We start from the raw sequence: 14,389 nt of genomic DNA, 5'->3' as shown, positions 1-14,389 counted from the left end.
CGGACGTTTGGTAAACGAAAGCTATGTGATTAACGAACCCCCGTCAACGGGGTTTCACTGGGTTCTTCTTCGATTGACAAACGATCGTTCATTGATTAACGTGCGATGACGTAACGGACGTTTTTTAAAGGAGAACGCATGGACCAAACAGCCAACCACCGCGGTGTGGCTCTCGTCGTCGGCGCTGGTGACGCCACTGGCAGTGCCATTGGCGCGCGATTCGCCCGCGAGGGCTACGTCGCATGCCTCACGCGGCGATCGGCCGACAAGCTGGAGCCGGCCGTCGAACGCATCCGCGCGGCAGGCGGCCAGGCGTTCGGCTACGGCAGCGATGCACGCAAGGAGGACGACGTCGCCGCCCTCATCGACCAGATCGAGAAGGAGCGCGGCCCGATCGAGGTGATGGTGTTCAACATCGGTGCCAACGTGCCCAGCAGCATCCTGGAGGAGACCGGGCGCAAGTACATGAAGATCTGGGAGATGGCCGCCTTCAGCGCGTTCCTGAACGCTCGCGAGGTCGCCCGCAGGATGGTCGTGCGGGGCCGCGGCACGATTCTCTTCACCGGCGCGACGGCAGGCGTTCGCGGCTCGGCGAATTTCGCGGCCTTTGCCGGGGCCAAGCATGCGCTGCGCGCACTGGCCCAGAGCATGGCGCGCGAACTCGGCCCGCGTGGCATTCATGTGGCTCACATTGTGGTCGACGGAGCGATCGACACGGAGTTCATCCGCAGCAACTTCCCCGAACGCTATGCGCTCAAGGAGCAGGACGGCATCCTGAACCCCGAGCACATCGCGGAGAACTACTGGTACCTGCACACCCAGCCTCGAGACGCATGGACGTTCGAGATGGACCTGCGCCCCTACATGGAAACCTGGTGAAAGACACATGAAAACACGCATCACTGAACTCTTCGGCATCCGCCACCCGATCATCCAGGGCGGCATGCACTACGTCGGCTTTGCGGAGCTGGCCGCGGCCGTCTCCAATGCCGGTGGGCTCGGGCTCATCACGGGCCTGACGCAAAGAACCCCCGAGCTCCTGGCCAAGGAAATCCGCCGCTGCCGCGAAATGACGGACCAGCCCTTTGGCGTGAACCTCACGTTCCTGCCGACCTTGTCTTCCCCGCCATACCCCGAATACATTGCGGCGATTGCCGAAGGCGGCGTTCGCATCGTCGAGACTGCGGGGCGCAGTCCGGAGGCCTACATGCCGGCGCTCAAGAAGGCCGGCATCAAGGTCATCCACAAGTGCACCTCGGTGCGCCACGCGCTGAAGGCCGAAGCGATCGGATGCGATGCCGTGAGCGTGGATGGCTTCGAGTGCGGTGGCCACCCGGGCGAGGACGACATGCCCAACATGATCCTGCTGCCCCGGGCCGCCGAGGAGTTGAAGATTCCGTTTGTGGCCTCCGGCGGCATGGCCGACGCGCGCAGCCTGGTGGCGGCCCTGGCGCTGGGCGCTGAGGGCATGAACATGGGCACGCGCTTCGTGGCGACGCAGGAAGCGCCGATCCACCAGAACGTCAAGGACGCCATCGTGGCGGCCACCGAGCTCGACACGCGGCTCGTGATGCGCGGCCTGCGCAACACTGAGCGCGTGCTGACCAATTCATCGGTCGAGCAACTGATCCGGATCGAGAAGGAAAAAGGCGCCGATCTCAAGTTCGACGACATCATCGACCAGGTCGCGGGCGTCTACCCGCGCGTGATGCTGCAAGGCGAGATGGATGCGGGCGCCTGGAGCTGCGGCATGGTGGTCGGCCTGATCAACGACATTCCGACGGTGCAGGAGCTGATGGATCGCATCATGGAGGAGGCCGAGCAGCTGATCACACGGCGGCTCTCAGGGTTCCTGGAGCCTGCTCTGGTCTAGTGTCCTGTCTCACTGATACGTGTGCAAAGTCGGCGGAGCTTCTCAAGAATGGAGTCCGCGGTGGCTGTCCCCGCGGATTCGACCCGCTGTCCCAAACGGAGCAAAGAAAATCGTCATGAAGTCTCAAATTGCTTGCACGGCAGCCAGCCTGCTGCTCGGAGTCCTTTTATCCGCAACAACGCTTGCAGGTTCAGCATTTGCCCAATCGACTCCGTCATCCGCCGCCGCCAGCGGGTCGGCATCACCTTGGGACCAGCGGGTCAATGCAGATGCCATTCAGGCCGATGCCTGGTTCCAGAATTACAAGTTCCGAAACGGGGGGACGCTGGAGCGTGTGAAGATTCATTATGCGACCCTGGGTACGCCCCATCGAAACGCCAAAGGCGAGATCGACAATGCCGTCCTTGTGCTGCATTGGACCGGCGGAGACAGCCGGGCCCTTCTGAGCCCGACATTCACCCAGGCATTCTTCGATCCAGGCCGTCCGCTGGACGCCAAGCGCTACTATTTGATTTTTCCTGACAGCGTGGGCCATGGCCAATCGAGCAAGCCAAGCGACGGCCTGAAGACCAAATTTCCCGACTACGACTACGGCGACATCGTCGATCTCCAACACAAGCTGGTGACCGAGACGCTGGGCATCAAGCATCTCCACGCCATCCTTGGCATGTCCATGGGCGGCATGAATGCCTGGCAGTGGGCGCAAGCCTATCCCGACATGATGGACGGCGTCATGCCGGTGGTCTCGCTGCCGATCTCGGTCTCGGGCCGCAACCTCTTGTGGCGGCGCATGGTGATCGACGCAATCCGCTCCGATCCGGATTGGAAGGGCGGAGACTACACGCAAACGCCGCGCGGCTGGGCCAATGGCTTCAGGGTGCTGCGGATGATGATCGACAGCGCCCCAGCGCTTCAACAACAAATTCCCAATGGCGCGGCAGCGGACAAATTTCTGGCGACCACCCGCATACAGGCCGAGCAGGTCGACCCCAACGATATGCTTTACTCCCTGAAATCGTCATTGAACTACGATCCTGAACCTAGACTTTCGGAGATCAAGACGAAGGTTTTCGCACTGAATTTTTCAGACGATGAGTTCAATCCTGACGAGCTGCAGGTGCTTCAGAACACCGTGCCAAAGCTGAAACAGGGCCGTTACGTGGTTCAACCCGGAACGGCAAGGTCACCCGGCCATTTCACGATGACGATCCCCGCCCTTTGGGCTCAGCATGTCGGTAGTTTCATGCAGTGGGTCGGCGATATGCCCTCCCAGGCAAAGAACTAGCTAAGGAGACGCTGATTAATTGATCGATCCCGGCACGGCGTATGCATGCGTGAGAGGACCACGTTTGAGGGCATGACGGACATGAGCCAACGCAGTTTTGCCAGCGCCGAGTACGCATTGAAGAAGAAGCGTACTCGTCGCGAGAAGTTCTTGGCCGACATGGAGCGCGTTGTGCCTTGGGCGCGCTTGGTCGGCGTGATCGAGCCGCTGTATCCCACGAGCGGTCGTGTCGGCCGCCAGCCGATCGGCGTCCCCAGGATGCTGCGCATGTACTGCTTGCAGCAGTGGTACGGCCTGGCCGACGAGGCGCTGGAGGACGCGCTGTACGACAGCCAGGCGCTGCGCGACTTCGTTGGCATCGACCTGTCGCGCGAGTCGGTGCCCGACGCCACCACGCTGCTGAAGTTCAGGCGACTGCTGTTGGACAACGACCTCACCAAGGCCCTGTTCGAGGAGATCAACGCCCATCTTGCCGAGCAAGGTCTTCTGATGCGCGCGGGCACCATCGTGGACGCGACCATCATCGCGGCGCCCAGTTCGACCAAGAACGCGGGCAACACACGCGACCCCGAAATGCACCAGACCAAGAAGGGAAACCAATGGCACTTCGGGATGAAGGCCCATGTGGGCGTGGATGCCGGATCGGGTCTCGTGCATTCGCTGGTCGCCACGGCGGCCAACGTCAACGACGTGACGCAAGCCGGCGCGCTGCTGCACGGCGAGGAGACCGTGGCCTTCGGAGATGCGGGTTACCGGGGTGTCGACAAACGCGCAGAGGCGCGGGGCCCGAAGTGGCATGTCGCGATGCAGCCGGGCAAGCGTCGGCAACTGGACCCGACGCGCAAGTGGGCGCGCCTGCTTGAGAAGGCCGAGCAACTGAAGGCGAGCATCCGGGCCAAGGTCGAGCACCCGTTCCACGTGATCAAGAATCTGTTTCGTCACAAGAAGACCCGCTACAAGGGCCTCGCGAAGAACGAGGCGCAGCTGTTCAGCCTGTTCGGGCTGGCCAATCTGGTCATCGCCAAGAGGTCGCTCCTGCAAGACGCAGCCCGAGGTGCGTCTTGAACAACGAAAGTAGCCTCGAACGAGGCGCAAAACCTATGCGGCGAAGGCCGCGCACCGCGAAGTCGACGGATTCCTCGGCTGCATTCCTTCGTCATGTCCTCAACTCTGGCTGCGACGCTCATAGTTCAGCGTCTCCCTAACGTGCAGATGATTGCCTGCATCAGCATGCCGCATCCGAAATGGGATGAACGTCCGTTCGTCGTGGTGGTCAAACGGCCGGGCTCCAACGTCAGGCACGAAGAGGTGCTGCAGTCTACAAAAGCATGGCAGCGAGATGCCGCAGTTCAGGTCCATTGAAGTCCCCACGGCAGCAAAGAGCCCAGAGACATCGGGGCTCTTTGTCTTCTGAGGTTCCGGATCCTCCACTGCGATCCACTCCGCATCGCCCTTGGCATACAACCTGTCGAGTCCTGACGCCTAGCCGCCCCAGGCTTGCGGAATCCTGGCCCCTAGCCATTGCCCGAGTCTTGCATTCACCTCTACGGGCTTTTCCTGTGCCATCCAGTGTCCTGACTCGATCCGCTCGATGGCCAGATCGCGACAAAGCTTTTTCATCGGTTCGGTCAAAGGCGAATTCACACAGTCGCACGTATAGTCATATGCCGCTTCCAGAAATAGAACGGGCATGTCGAGATAGCCGTCATTCAACGCCTCGGAAGCATAGCGAGCGTTGGCTGCATGATTCATGTACAGGGAGTCCGTGCCGAAAAAGCTTGTTCGCTCATAGGCCGAGGCATAGGCATGCAGATCGTTCTCGGTGATGACTCGCTCATCACGGGGGACGTTTGGAGCGGTTCCCTTTCCACCGAACCAGCCTCCATCACGGCGAGTCTGAGACAAAGGCGCCGGCTTGCACTTCCCATCGGGATTGCCCGCGCGAAAAAGGGCCTTGAAAGTTCCTGCGACGTTTGCCTCCATCGCGCCCGTGGCCTTCGCGAAGTGCTCTTCGTAGAAGCGCTGGTACTCCCAGTTTCCGAACGGGTATTCGCTTTGCGGGTACAGATCGCGGTTGACCAGCCCGACCAACACATCAAGTCCACGCTCCAATGTCGCATAGGGCACGCACAGGTTTGCCGCCGCAAGGCAACGGTCCGGATGGTGGCTGGCAATGTTCCAGACGACCGACGCTCCCCAGTCGTGCCCCACCCAGATCGCCTTTTCCTTTCCGAGGGAATCAAGCAACTCGATCATGTCGGCAACAATTTCGCGCTGGGCATACGCGTCATGCGTGCTGTAGAGCGACGACCTTCCGTGGCCTCGCAAGTCCGGAGCAATCGCCCTGAAGCCGAGTGCACCGAAGACTGGAAGCTGATGGCGCCAGCTCAATGCAAGTTCAGGCCAGCCATGAACGAAGATGATTGGTGTCCCCCGGCTTGGGCCGCTTGCGAAATAGAAAGTACTGTTGCGTGCACTTCGGAACGTGTTCTCTGTGATCTGAAATAGCGACATCGGGGGCCCTATCGGAATATTGGCAGGACTTACTTGCAGCGGATGCACGATTCGGTGACGACGTGGGGCAGGCCGCCACCTCCTCGAGCACGACCTCGGCGCTTCAACGAGCATCCCTGGGTAGACGCGAAATGATTTCACAGCGTGCATTGGCCGTTACCCGACGCACTTTGATGCAGTGCAGGCCCATTGCATTGCTGTACGAACGTTAATCAAACGACTGTGCATTGTCAATCCCGGACGCGACATTCCGGGTGCGACAGCCCAAGCGGCGCGGGGCTTGGTACACGTCTGCGAGTACCACCGCGGTGGCGCGATACGCTTTGCCGCCAAAACCGCCGCCCTACGTCCTCGCCGCCGCAGGCTCGGTTCGGAAATGACTTGGCGGTCTCCCCGTCCACTTTCTGAACGCTTTCCGAAAGTTGGACGGATCCGAAAAGCCAACGCGCTCACAGATCTCTTCGACCGAGAGCGCGGTGCGCTCGAGATACTCCACGGCGAGCGTCCGGCGTACATCGTCGATGATCGATTGGTAGGACAGTCCCTCTGAAGCCAGTCTGCGGTTGAGCGTGCGCAGCGACATGCCAAGGTCTGCAGCAATCTCATCGATATTCGGGAAGCGACCCGGCTGGTTCACGAGAATGACTCTGATGGAGTCAGCGAGCTCCGACCCCGGGGGTTGCTCCGACAAGACCTGTTCGCAGAAGCGCTGGCAAACTTTGACCAGCACGGGGTTCGCGTTGGGCAAAGGCAAGCTCCAGGCCGATTCGGGAAAGTGCCACTCCATAGTCTCGGCTGCGAACTCGACCGGGCAGTTGAACATCTGCCTGTAGGTTCGCCAATGAGGCGGCGCTGGGTAAGGCAGCAGCATTCGCGAGGAAGGAAGCGGCGCCTCCAGTATGTGGCTGAGGAAGGCATGGTTCGAGCTGCGCCAGAACTCCGCAACGAATGGCAGGAGTTCGCCCAGCGACGCGGGGTCATGACTGCGCAACTTGATCGTCCCCCCTTCAACGCGTGAGGTGATCTGCAGCACAGGGCCCACTTGCCGAAGCTGTCGAAAACACAGGTCCATCGCATCCCCGAGTGTCTTGCTGCTGGCCAAGGCATAGCCCCAGACGCCGAAATCGCTGATGCGCTGCCGGGCCCCCGCGCGCAGCGCCACATCCGATCGCTTCGCGAGGCGCTGTGCGTTGCGATAGATGGCCAAACGCTGGTCCCGGGAGATCAGCATTGAATGGTCGTCGAACTGCTCGCTGAGCACCCCCGTTCGACTCAGCAAGGCGCGCGAAGACACGCCCTGACTCTCCATTTCTGCGACGAGTGCCTTCAAGCCGAAGACGCTGAGTTGCGGCGTGTTGCGATCCCCTGGGCGGTGGATGAAAGTCAGCTTGGGCAGTGCCATCGTGAAACCCCGCTTGTCGAAGGTGTGGCATTAGCCAACCTGCATATTGGCATTAAATCACCTTTTCCTTCTGATGTTGCGCTCAGAAAATCGCACCCAGAAAGGCGCGTTGCGGTGCCCGTTTTTCTTGAACTAACCAGGAGACCCCGATGAGTGAAGAAATTATTGTCGCGACAAAGCATGGCGATGTGACTGTGCTGACCATGAACTACCGTCCCTACAACTTGATGGGGCCTGCGCTGTTCAATCCGCTGATCGCGAAGATGCGCGACGCCGCTGCACAAGGCAGCCGCGCCATCGTTCTGCGCAGCGGCCTGCGGCACTACTGCGCGGGTGCGGACGTCACCCAGTTCGAAGCGCTTTTGGAGCAGGGCAAGAAGGACGGTAAGGCTGCGAGCGCACCGATGTGGAATCCGGTGGACGTACTGAATGCGTTCGAAAATTTGCCCGTGCCCATCGTGGCAAGCGTTCACGGCGCCTGCCTGGGCGGTGGGGTTGAACTCGCCCTGGCCTGTGATTACATCATCGCCGCCTCATCGGCCAAGTTTGGCTCAGTGGAAAGCGCATTGGGCCTGCACCCTCTGATGGGCGCCATCCAGCGCCAGGTTCAGCGGATCGGTGTGGCCCGCGCAAAGGAAATGTCGATGCTCGGGCGCCGGTACGACGCCGAGACGCTGGAGCGTTGGGGGCTGATCAACTTGGTCGTAGCGGACGAGAAGTTGGAGGAGTCCACCATGATGGTGGCCCAGGAGTTGGCCAACGGGCCGACGATTGCACATGCAGTGACCAAGCAGATTGCCCGGATCGCCGCCAATCAAGGTGTTGAAGCAGCCGACCTGGCGATGGCCGAGTTGCAAAAGCCGATATGGGCTTCGAACGACGTGAGGGTCGGACTCGAATCCTTCCTCAAGCAAGGCCCTGGCCTCGCAAATTTTGAGGGGCGCTGATCATGTCCGGACCCCTGCAAGGCCTCAAAGTCGTCGACTTCTCGCGCGTGCTGGCTGGGCCTCTGTGCGCCCGGACTCTGGCGGACCTTGGCGCCGAGGTGATCAAGATCGAGCCTCCTCGTCCCGACGTGTCTCGCCTCGCTTTTCCATTCGTCGACGGCATGTCCGGCTATTACGCCCAGCAGAACGTCGGCAAGCGCAACGTCAGCATCGACCTCAACGTCCACGGTTCTGTAGAGCTGGTCTTGAAGATGATCGACCAGGCAGACATCGTGGTCGAGAATTTTCGGGCTGGAACGCTCAAGTTCTTCGGGCTTGACTATGCATCTTTGGTAAAGCGCAATCCGCGTCTGATCTACGTGTCGATCTCGGGCTACGGTCAAGGCGGGCCTTGGGCGTCGCGCATGGCCTATGCGCCGACGGTACAAGCAGAAGCCGGCTTCACGCACAACACGCTGCGCCACTACGGAGACTCGCTGAGCCGCCTGCGGCCTGACCCGCTGTCGCACGCCGACGTTTACGCCGGCTTGCAAGCGACCATTGCCGTCCTGGCGGCCGTCAGGGGCAGAGAAGTCACCGGTCGCGGCCAATACATCGACGTTGCCATGGCGGCGGTCATGTTGGCCGTCAACGAGCGTGCGCACATCGACATGGCGGGCATCGACACGGGTGCTGAGCCAGGAATTTTGGGCGCCACCGAAGGGGCCTTCTTCGTCGGGCCGGGGGGCGAGCGCTTCCTGACGCCGCAGAGTCTCGTGGGCAGCGGAACGTTCCCGCAGTACCTTGGCGCGATGCGCCGCATCGACTTGGCGAGTGACCCCCGCTTCGCGACGGCACAAGCGCGAGCGGCGAACTACGACGCGCTCCATGCCATCGTGCAGGCGTGGGTGCTCACCTTTCGCGACATGGCCACGCTCGATGCACAGTTGGACGAAGCCAAAATTGCAATGGGCCAGATACGGACGACCGAGGAAATTGCGAATTCCGAATGGGCGGAGTACTGGGGTGCCGTGCAGGACGTGCCGGACCGCCGGGGGGGCTCTTACCGTTTACACGGCCGGCCCTGGCGCTTCTCGGAGGACAAGCTTCCCGCCCCCACGGCGCCTTCGTTTCGAGGTGAGGACAACGCGGAGGTTTTTGCGAGCTTGGGCATGAGCCAGGAAGCGATCAAGGCAGCGACCGCGGCGGGCATGCTGATAGAGCACGTGCCAGAAACCCCGGTGTTCGTCGCCCCGGCAACGACCGACGCACCAGCCGACCCCGTGAGTGCCTGATCGCCATGACTTTCGAAACCGATCACACGCACGATGCGAGCGTTCAAAGCTGGGTCACCAGCGCGAACGCGCCGAGCACCGAGTTTCCCATCCAGAACCTGCCGCTCGGCGTATTCAGCACGGCGGGTGCGAAAGAGCGCAGGATCGGTGTCGCTATCGGCGATCAGATCCTCGATCTGAGCGCCGCCTTGGATGGGGGGGTGCTGCCCGGCCTGGATGGCTTGCAGGCCGCGCTGCGCGGCAACAGTCTCAACTTGCTGATGTCGAGTGGACGCGCTGCAAGACAAGCGGTGCGGGATGCGGTTTTCACGCTGCTGCGCGCCGACAGCGGCCACGCGGCAGCGGCCAGTGCCTGCCTGGTGCCGATGCGCGACGCGCAGATGCACTTGCCGGCACAGATCGGCAATTTCACCGATTTCTTCACCTCCATCCACCACGTGCGGCGTACCGGCGAACTCATTCGACCCGAGATGCCCGTGGCCCCCAACTTTCGGCACATGCCTATTGCCTACCATGGCCGCGCCTCCACCGTGGTCGAAAGCGGCGTGCCTTGTATCCGGCCGCGAGGACAGCTTGGGGATCCACAAGGAGCAGCTCAGGTCTACGCGCCCTCACAACGCATGGACTTCGAACTGGAGGTGGGTTGCTTCGTTGGCCGGGAAAACGCCCTGGGTCAGCCCATTTCGATCGACGAGGCCGACGACCATATGTTCGGACTCTGCCTGGTCAATGACTGGTCGGCGCGCGACATCCAGATGTGGGAGAGCTATCCCTTGGGGCCGTTCCTCGCCAAGAGCTTCATGACGACGGCGTCACCGTGGGTGGTGACGCTGGAAGCGCTGGCGCCGTACCGCGTGCCAGCGCCGACGCGCGACGCGGGCGAAACGCCGGTACCGGCGGCGCTCACGTCGGCCAGGCATGCGGCCCAGGGTGGCATCTCGATCTCGCTACAGGTTCTGCTGCAGACCGCGGCGATGCAAAAAAGCGGCATGGCCCCGGTCGTGATTTCGCAGCCGCAGTTCAGCGACCAGTACTGGACGCTCACGCAGATGCTCACCCACCACGCCAGCAACGGATGCAGCCTGCGCACGGGCGACTTGTTGTCCAGTGGAACCGTCTCGGGCCCGGAGCGCAAGGACTCGGGATGCCTGATCGAGTTCAATGCCGGGGGTAAGCAGGCCCTGTCGTTGCCCTCGGGTGAAACGCGTCTTTTCCTCGAGGACGGCGACACTGTGTGGCTGCGCGGCGTGTGCGAGCGGGATGGCTACAAGCCGATCGGGTTCGGCGAGTGCAAGGCTCAAATTGTGGGGGATGCGGGATGACGCCGCAAAAAGTGACCGTCGAAGTCAACGGAGTTCCGGTGAGTGCGGAGATCGAGTCGCGCGAATTGCTGGTGCATTTCCTGCGGGACCACGCGGGCATGACGGGCACGCACATCGGCTGCGATACCTCGCAATGCGGAGCTTGCACTGTGCAGATCGACGGCAACACGGCCAAGTCCTGTACGGTGCTGGCGGTTCAGGCGCAAGGCCACCGCGTCACAACCATCGAGGGGCTGGGCACCCCGAAAAAGATGACGCCGCTGCAACAGGCCTTCGCCGAGATGCACGGGCTCCAATGCGGTTTTTGCACGCCGGGCATGGTCTTCGCGGGGCAGGCGCTGCTGGACCGGGTTCCCAATCCGACCGAAGAGCAGGTGCGTGAAGCCTTGCACGGCAATCTGTGCCGCTGCACCGGCTACCAAAACATAGTCAATGCAGTCATGCTGGCTGCCACCCGAGCAGGTGACACAGGCCACGCTTCTGGCAAGCAGAAGGAGCTCGCGCAATGACCAGGCTCGATGACATTGAACCTGTCAACCATATCGGACAATCCGTCACCCGACGCGAAGACCCGCCTCTTCTGACCGGCCGCGGCCGATTCACCGACGATATCGCGATCAAGGGCCTGACCTGCGCCATGGTGCTGCGTTCGCCCCACGGCCATGCGCTGATCAAGTCGATCGACATCTCTGCCGCCGCGTCCATGCCCGGTGTGGTGGGCATCCTGACCTATGAAGACCTGCGTGGCAAGGTCGGCGACATCCGCCCCAACTGGGTTGTGGGCGGCTCCCTCGTCCCAGCCCACCCCCCGCTGGCCGACGGTCGCGTGCGCTACGTCGGCGAATCGGTCGCGCTCGTTGTGGCCAATACGCGCCAGCAAGCTGCCGATGCGCTGGAAGCCATCTTCGTCGACTATGAAGTGCTGCCTGCGGTGGTGGACGAAGAAGCGGCCCTGCAGGAAGGCGCGCCGCAGTTGCATGACAATGTGCCGGGCAACCTCATCACTGTTTTCAGGGGCGGCGGCGGCGACTACGCCGCAGCGGCAGCGGCAGCGGACCATCTGGTTCGGGTGCGGCTGGTCAACAACCGGTTGATCCCCAGTCCGATCGAGCCGCGGGCCGTGCGAGCCGTCTACGACACGACCACTGAGAAGCTGACTTTCTACCTGCCGACGCAGGTGCCTCACATGTCCAGGCGCTGGTTGGCCGAAACCTTGGGCTGGCCCGAGCACAGGATTCACCTGATCGCGCCCGACATTGGTGGGGGCTTCGGCGCGAAGATGCACTTCTACGCCGAGGAAATTCTGGTCGCGTTCGCCGCAAAACACTTCGAGCGGCCGGTCGGCTGGACCGAGACGCGCAGTGAAGCGCACATGGCCACCACGCACGGCCGCGCACACATCGAGAACGTGGAAGCCGCGGTCACGAAAGACGGCCGGGTGCTGGGCATCAAGATGCGTTCGTTCGCCAACCTGGGTGCCTACCTGTCGAACATGGCAACCGGCATCCCGACGGTCAATACGGTGTCATTCGCCTGCGGCAACTACGACATCCCCGCATTGGATGCGCAGATGCGGCTGGTGACGACCAACACCACGCCGGTGGACGCCTACCGCGGCGCCGGCCGCCCCGAAGCCGCTTACCTCATCGAGCGGACCATGGACGCGGTCGCTGCCAAACTCGGCATCGATCCGGTCGAACTGCGTCGGATCAACCTGATCCGCAAACATCAGTTTCCCTACCGGCCCTACGGACACCCGCTGTTCGTGTGGGACACCGGCAACTACGAGGGTGCCCTCGAGGCCGCGGTCAAGGAGATTGACTACAACGGATGGCGCGAGAAGCAGGCCGCCCTGCGGGCGCAGGGGCGCTATGTCGGCGTTGCCGTCACCTGCTACATGGAACTGGTCGGCGTCGGCAGTTCGGCCGCGATGAAGATGGTTGGGTTCAATCGCGGCGGTTGGGAAAGCGCACTACTGCGGGTCCACTCCGACGGCAAGGTCACGCTGTTCTCGGGGTCCATGCCACAAGGCCATGGGCACGCGACAAGCTACGCGCAGATCGTAGGCAGCGTGCTGCAGTTGCCGATGGACGATATTGACGTCGTCCAGGGCGATACGGACCGTGTGCCCTTCGGCCATGGCACGTTCAACTCGCGCTCCATGGTCGTGGGCGGCACCGCAGCTCACAATGCGGCTCAAAAAGTGCTTGCCAAGGCCAAGCTCATCGCCGCCACCATGCTGGACTCGACGCCGGAACACCTCAACTATACGGGCGGAACGTTCAGCGTCGCGGGCGAGACAAAAGCGCGCAGCGTCGGCTTCGGCCAGGTCGCGCGCATGGCGTACGTCAGCTCCAATCTTCCGCTGGGCATGGAGCCGGGCCTGGAAGAAACCGTGTTCTACCAGTCCGAAAAAATGGTGGCGCCATTCGGCAGCCACGCGGCAGTCGTCGAGGTCGACATCGAGACGGGCGAGGTGAAGATTCTTGACTATGTCGCCGTGGACGATGTGGGCAATCTCATCAATCCCATGCTGTGCCATGGACAGATGCACGGCGGCATCGCCCAGGGCATTGGCCAGGCCCTGTACGAGGGCGTCGAATACGACGAGACCGGGCAGCTCCTGACCGGTTCACTGCTCGATTACGCCGTGCCTAAAAGCGATCAGGTCCCGACGATGCGAACCAGCTTCCAGGTGACCCCAACCCCGGTGAATCCGCTGGGTGTCAAGGGCATCGGCGAAGCCGGCTGTGTCGGCGCACCGCCGGTCATCGTCAGTGCGGTGTGCGATGCGCTCAAGAGCTTCGGCATCACCCACATCGACATGCCGTTGACGCCACCCAAGGTGTGGCGTGCCGTCCGTGCCGCAAAAACCGCCGGGAAAGAGGAGTTGACCCAATGATCCCGAGTGCATTTGAGTACATCCGACCCCGCAGTTTGTCCGAGGCACTTGCCCAACTTACCCACGGCGGCGACGGTGCAAAGTTGATGAGTGGCGGCCACTCGCTGCTGCCAATGATGAAACTGCGCCTGGCAGCGCCCGGGACCCTGATCGACATCGCCGAACTGCCTGAGCTTCAAGGCATCATGATCGGCGCAAGCGAGATTGTCATCGGCGCGGCGACAACCCACGCCCAGCTTGAATATCACGCTGAACTGGCGGAGGCATTGCCGCTTCTTGCGAGCATCGCCGGCCTGATCGCGGACCCGACCGTGCGCAATCGCGGCACCATTGGCGGCTCGCTGGCGCACGCCGATCCTTCGGCCGATTGGCCGGCGGCGATGTTGGCACTGGACGCGACGATCGAAGTCGTCGGGCCCAAAGGCGAGCGTTCGATTCCCGCCGCTTCGTTCTTCAAGGGACTGTTCGAAACTGACTTGCGGCCCGATGAGATCGTTGTGCGTATGCGCATCCCGGCCGGGTCTAGCCGGCGCGGTGCTTACCGCAAATTTCGCCATCCAGCCTCGGGTTATGCCGTCGTCGGTGTGGCGGTGGTTCTGGCGTATGAGGCCAATCGCTGCAGTGGCGGACGGATTGCGGTGACTGGTTTTTCGGCCCATGCATTCCGTGCGAATGCCGCCGAAACCGCGTTGGCCGGATATGCCGGCCAGCCCGACCAAACGGAGCGCCTGATCGACCTGGCGTTCACGGGCGCGTCACCGCTGGAAGACCGCTTCGCCGACGCCGACTATCGCACTCAACTGGGGCGCACGATGCTTCGCCGCGCGCTCACCGATGTGATGTCCTCCGTTTGATCAGTACGGTAACTAG

At 62.2% G+C, this 14,389-nt stretch carries 13 protein-coding genes; 11 read left to right on the top strand and 2 right to left on the bottom strand.

The window, feature by feature from the left end; translation table 11 throughout:
* Nucleotides 1-138: 138 nt before the first annotated feature.
* The 5 genes from ACSQ9A_RS16050 to ACSQ9A_RS16030 all read left to right on the top strand — a co-directional run bounded on the left by ACSQ9A_RS16050 (nt 139) and on the right by ACSQ9A_RS16030 (nt 4,520).
* On the top strand, nt 139-879 hold the full coding sequence (locus tag ACSQ9A_RS16050; RefSeq protein WP_436304334.1) for an SDR family oxidoreductase: 741 nt from the start codon (nt 139-141) through the stop codon (nt 877-879).
* 7 nt (nt 880-886) lie between these two features.
* Nucleotides 887-1,873: an NAD(P)H-dependent flavin oxidoreductase gene (locus ACSQ9A_RS16045; protein WP_436304333.1), complete on the top strand. Its 987-nt coding sequence runs from the start codon at nt 887-889 to the stop codon at nt 1,871-1,873.
* Between the two features lie 115 nt (nt 1,874-1,988).
* Complete coding sequence (locus ACSQ9A_RS16040; protein WP_436304332.1) at nt 1,989-3,158, top strand: alpha/beta fold hydrolase; 1,170 nt, start codon at nt 1,989-1,991, stop codon at nt 3,156-3,158.
* 81 nt (nt 3,159-3,239) lie between these two features.
* Nucleotides 3,240-4,223 (top strand): IS5 family transposase, encoded by a 984-nt coding sequence (locus ACSQ9A_RS16035; protein WP_436304331.1) that lies wholly within the window; start codon nt 3,240-3,242, stop codon nt 4,221-4,223.
* Nucleotides 4,224-4,316: 93 nt separating this feature from the next.
* On the top strand, nt 4,317-4,520 hold the full coding sequence (locus tag ACSQ9A_RS16030; protein ID WP_436306382.1) for a hypothetical protein: 204 nt from the start codon (nt 4,317-4,319) through the stop codon (nt 4,518-4,520).
* Between the two features lie 120 nt (nt 4,521-4,640).
* On the opposite strand, the gene ACSQ9A_RS16025 is transcribed toward ACSQ9A_RS16030, so the two are convergent.
* Both ACSQ9A_RS16025 and ACSQ9A_RS16020 read right to left on the bottom strand, forming a co-directional pair.
* Nucleotides 4,641-5,672 (bottom strand): alpha/beta fold hydrolase, encoded by a 1,032-nt coding sequence (locus tag ACSQ9A_RS16025; RefSeq protein ID WP_436304330.1) that lies wholly within the window; start codon nt 5,670-5,672, stop codon nt 4,641-4,643.
* A 343-nt stretch (nt 5,673-6,015) separates the two neighbouring features.
* On the bottom strand, nt 6,016-7,074 hold the full coding sequence (locus ACSQ9A_RS16020) for an AraC family transcriptional regulator (protein WP_436304329.1): 1,059 nt from the start codon (nt 7,072-7,074) through the stop codon (nt 6,016-6,018).
* Nucleotides 7,075-7,223: 149 nt separating this feature from the next.
* Here ACSQ9A_RS16020 and ACSQ9A_RS16015 point away from each other — a divergent pair, with 149 nt between their 5' ends.
* From ACSQ9A_RS16015 to ACSQ9A_RS15990, 6 genes are read left to right on the top strand one after another with little or no spacing between them, the layout of a single operon-like run.
* Entirely contained in the window at nt 7,224-8,021 is a 798-nt protein-coding gene (locus tag ACSQ9A_RS16015) for an enoyl-CoA hydratase/isomerase family protein (RefSeq protein WP_436304328.1), read from the top strand.
* A 2-nt stretch (nt 8,022-8,023) separates the two neighbouring features.
* Nucleotides 8,024-9,295 (top strand): CaiB/BaiF CoA transferase family protein, encoded by a 1,272-nt coding sequence (locus ACSQ9A_RS16010; RefSeq protein ID WP_436304327.1) that lies wholly within the window; start codon nt 8,024-8,026, stop codon nt 9,293-9,295.
* A gap of 5 nt (nt 9,296-9,300) precedes the next feature.
* Nucleotides 9,301-10,617, top strand: a complete 1,317-nt coding sequence (gene fahA / locus ACSQ9A_RS16005; RefSeq protein ID WP_436304326.1) for a fumarylacetoacetase — start codon at nt 9,301-9,303, stop codon at nt 10,615-10,617.
* Complete coding sequence (locus ACSQ9A_RS16000; RefSeq protein ID WP_436304325.1) at nt 10,614-11,126, top strand: (2Fe-2S)-binding protein; 513 nt, start codon at nt 10,614-10,616, stop codon at nt 11,124-11,126. The genes fahA and ACSQ9A_RS16000 overlap by 4 nt, the downstream gene beginning before the upstream one ends.
* Nucleotides 11,123-13,519, top strand: coding sequence for a xanthine dehydrogenase family protein molybdopterin-binding subunit (locus ACSQ9A_RS15995; RefSeq protein WP_436304324.1), 2,397 nt, complete (start codon nt 11,123-11,125; stop codon nt 13,517-13,519). Before ACSQ9A_RS16000 ends, ACSQ9A_RS15995 begins: the two co-directional genes overlap by 4 nt.
* Complete coding sequence (locus ACSQ9A_RS15990; RefSeq protein WP_436304323.1) at nt 13,516-14,373, top strand: FAD binding domain-containing protein; 858 nt, start codon at nt 13,516-13,518, stop codon at nt 14,371-14,373. Before ACSQ9A_RS15995 ends, ACSQ9A_RS15990 begins: the two co-directional genes overlap by 4 nt.
* Nucleotides 14,374-14,389: the final 16 nt, after the last annotated feature.

This window comes from Variovorax sp. LjRoot290, from assembly GCF_964253985.1.
Taxonomy (GTDB): domain Bacteria; phylum Pseudomonadota; class Gammaproteobacteria; order Burkholderiales; family Burkholderiaceae_C; genus Variovorax.
Note: the sequence above shows the minus strand (reverse complement) of the source record. Positions and strands in the feature narration are given on the sequence as shown.

Excerpts from the sequence above, each read along its gene's own strand:
- ACSQ9A_RS16050 (WP_436304334.1), top strand. The coding sequence starts at position 139 with ATGGACCAAACAGCCAACCACCGCGGTGTGGCTCTCGTCGTCGGCGCT.
- ACSQ9A_RS16045 (WP_436304333.1), top strand. The coding sequence starts at position 887 with ATGAAAACACGCATCACTGAACTCTTCGGCATCCGCCACCCGATCATC.
- ACSQ9A_RS16040 (WP_436304332.1), top strand. The coding sequence starts at position 1,989 with ATGAAGTCTCAAATTGCTTGCACGGCAGCCAGCCTGCTGCTCGGAGTC.
- ACSQ9A_RS16035 (WP_436304331.1), top strand. The coding sequence starts at position 3,240 with ATGAGCCAACGCAGTTTTGCCAGCGCCGAGTACGCATTGAAGAAGAAG.
- ACSQ9A_RS16030 (WP_436306382.1), top strand. The coding sequence starts at position 4,317 with ATGTCCTCAACTCTGGCTGCGACGCTCATAGTTCAGCGTCTCCCTAAC.
- ACSQ9A_RS16025 (WP_436304330.1), bottom strand. The coding sequence starts at position 5,672 with ATGTCGCTATTTCAGATCACAGAGAACACGTTCCGAAGTGCACGCAAC.
- ACSQ9A_RS16020 (WP_436304329.1), bottom strand. The coding sequence starts at position 7,074 with ATGGCACTGCCCAAGCTGACTTTCATCCACCGCCCAGGGGATCGCAAC.
- ACSQ9A_RS16015 (WP_436304328.1), top strand. The coding sequence starts at position 7,224 with ATGAGTGAAGAAATTATTGTCGCGACAAAGCATGGCGATGTGACTGTG.
- ACSQ9A_RS16010 (WP_436304327.1), top strand. The coding sequence starts at position 8,024 with ATGTCCGGACCCCTGCAAGGCCTCAAAGTCGTCGACTTCTCGCGCGTG.
- fahA (WP_436304326.1), top strand. The coding sequence starts at position 9,301 with ATGACTTTCGAAACCGATCACACGCACGATGCGAGCGTTCAAAGCTGG.
- ACSQ9A_RS16000 (WP_436304325.1), top strand. The coding sequence starts at position 10,614 with ATGACGCCGCAAAAAGTGACCGTCGAAGTCAACGGAGTTCCGGTGAGT.
- ACSQ9A_RS15995 (WP_436304324.1), top strand. The coding sequence starts at position 11,123 with ATGACCAGGCTCGATGACATTGAACCTGTCAACCATATCGGACAATCC.
- ACSQ9A_RS15990 (WP_436304323.1), top strand. The coding sequence starts at position 13,516 with ATGATCCCGAGTGCATTTGAGTACATCCGACCCCGCAGTTTGTCCGAG.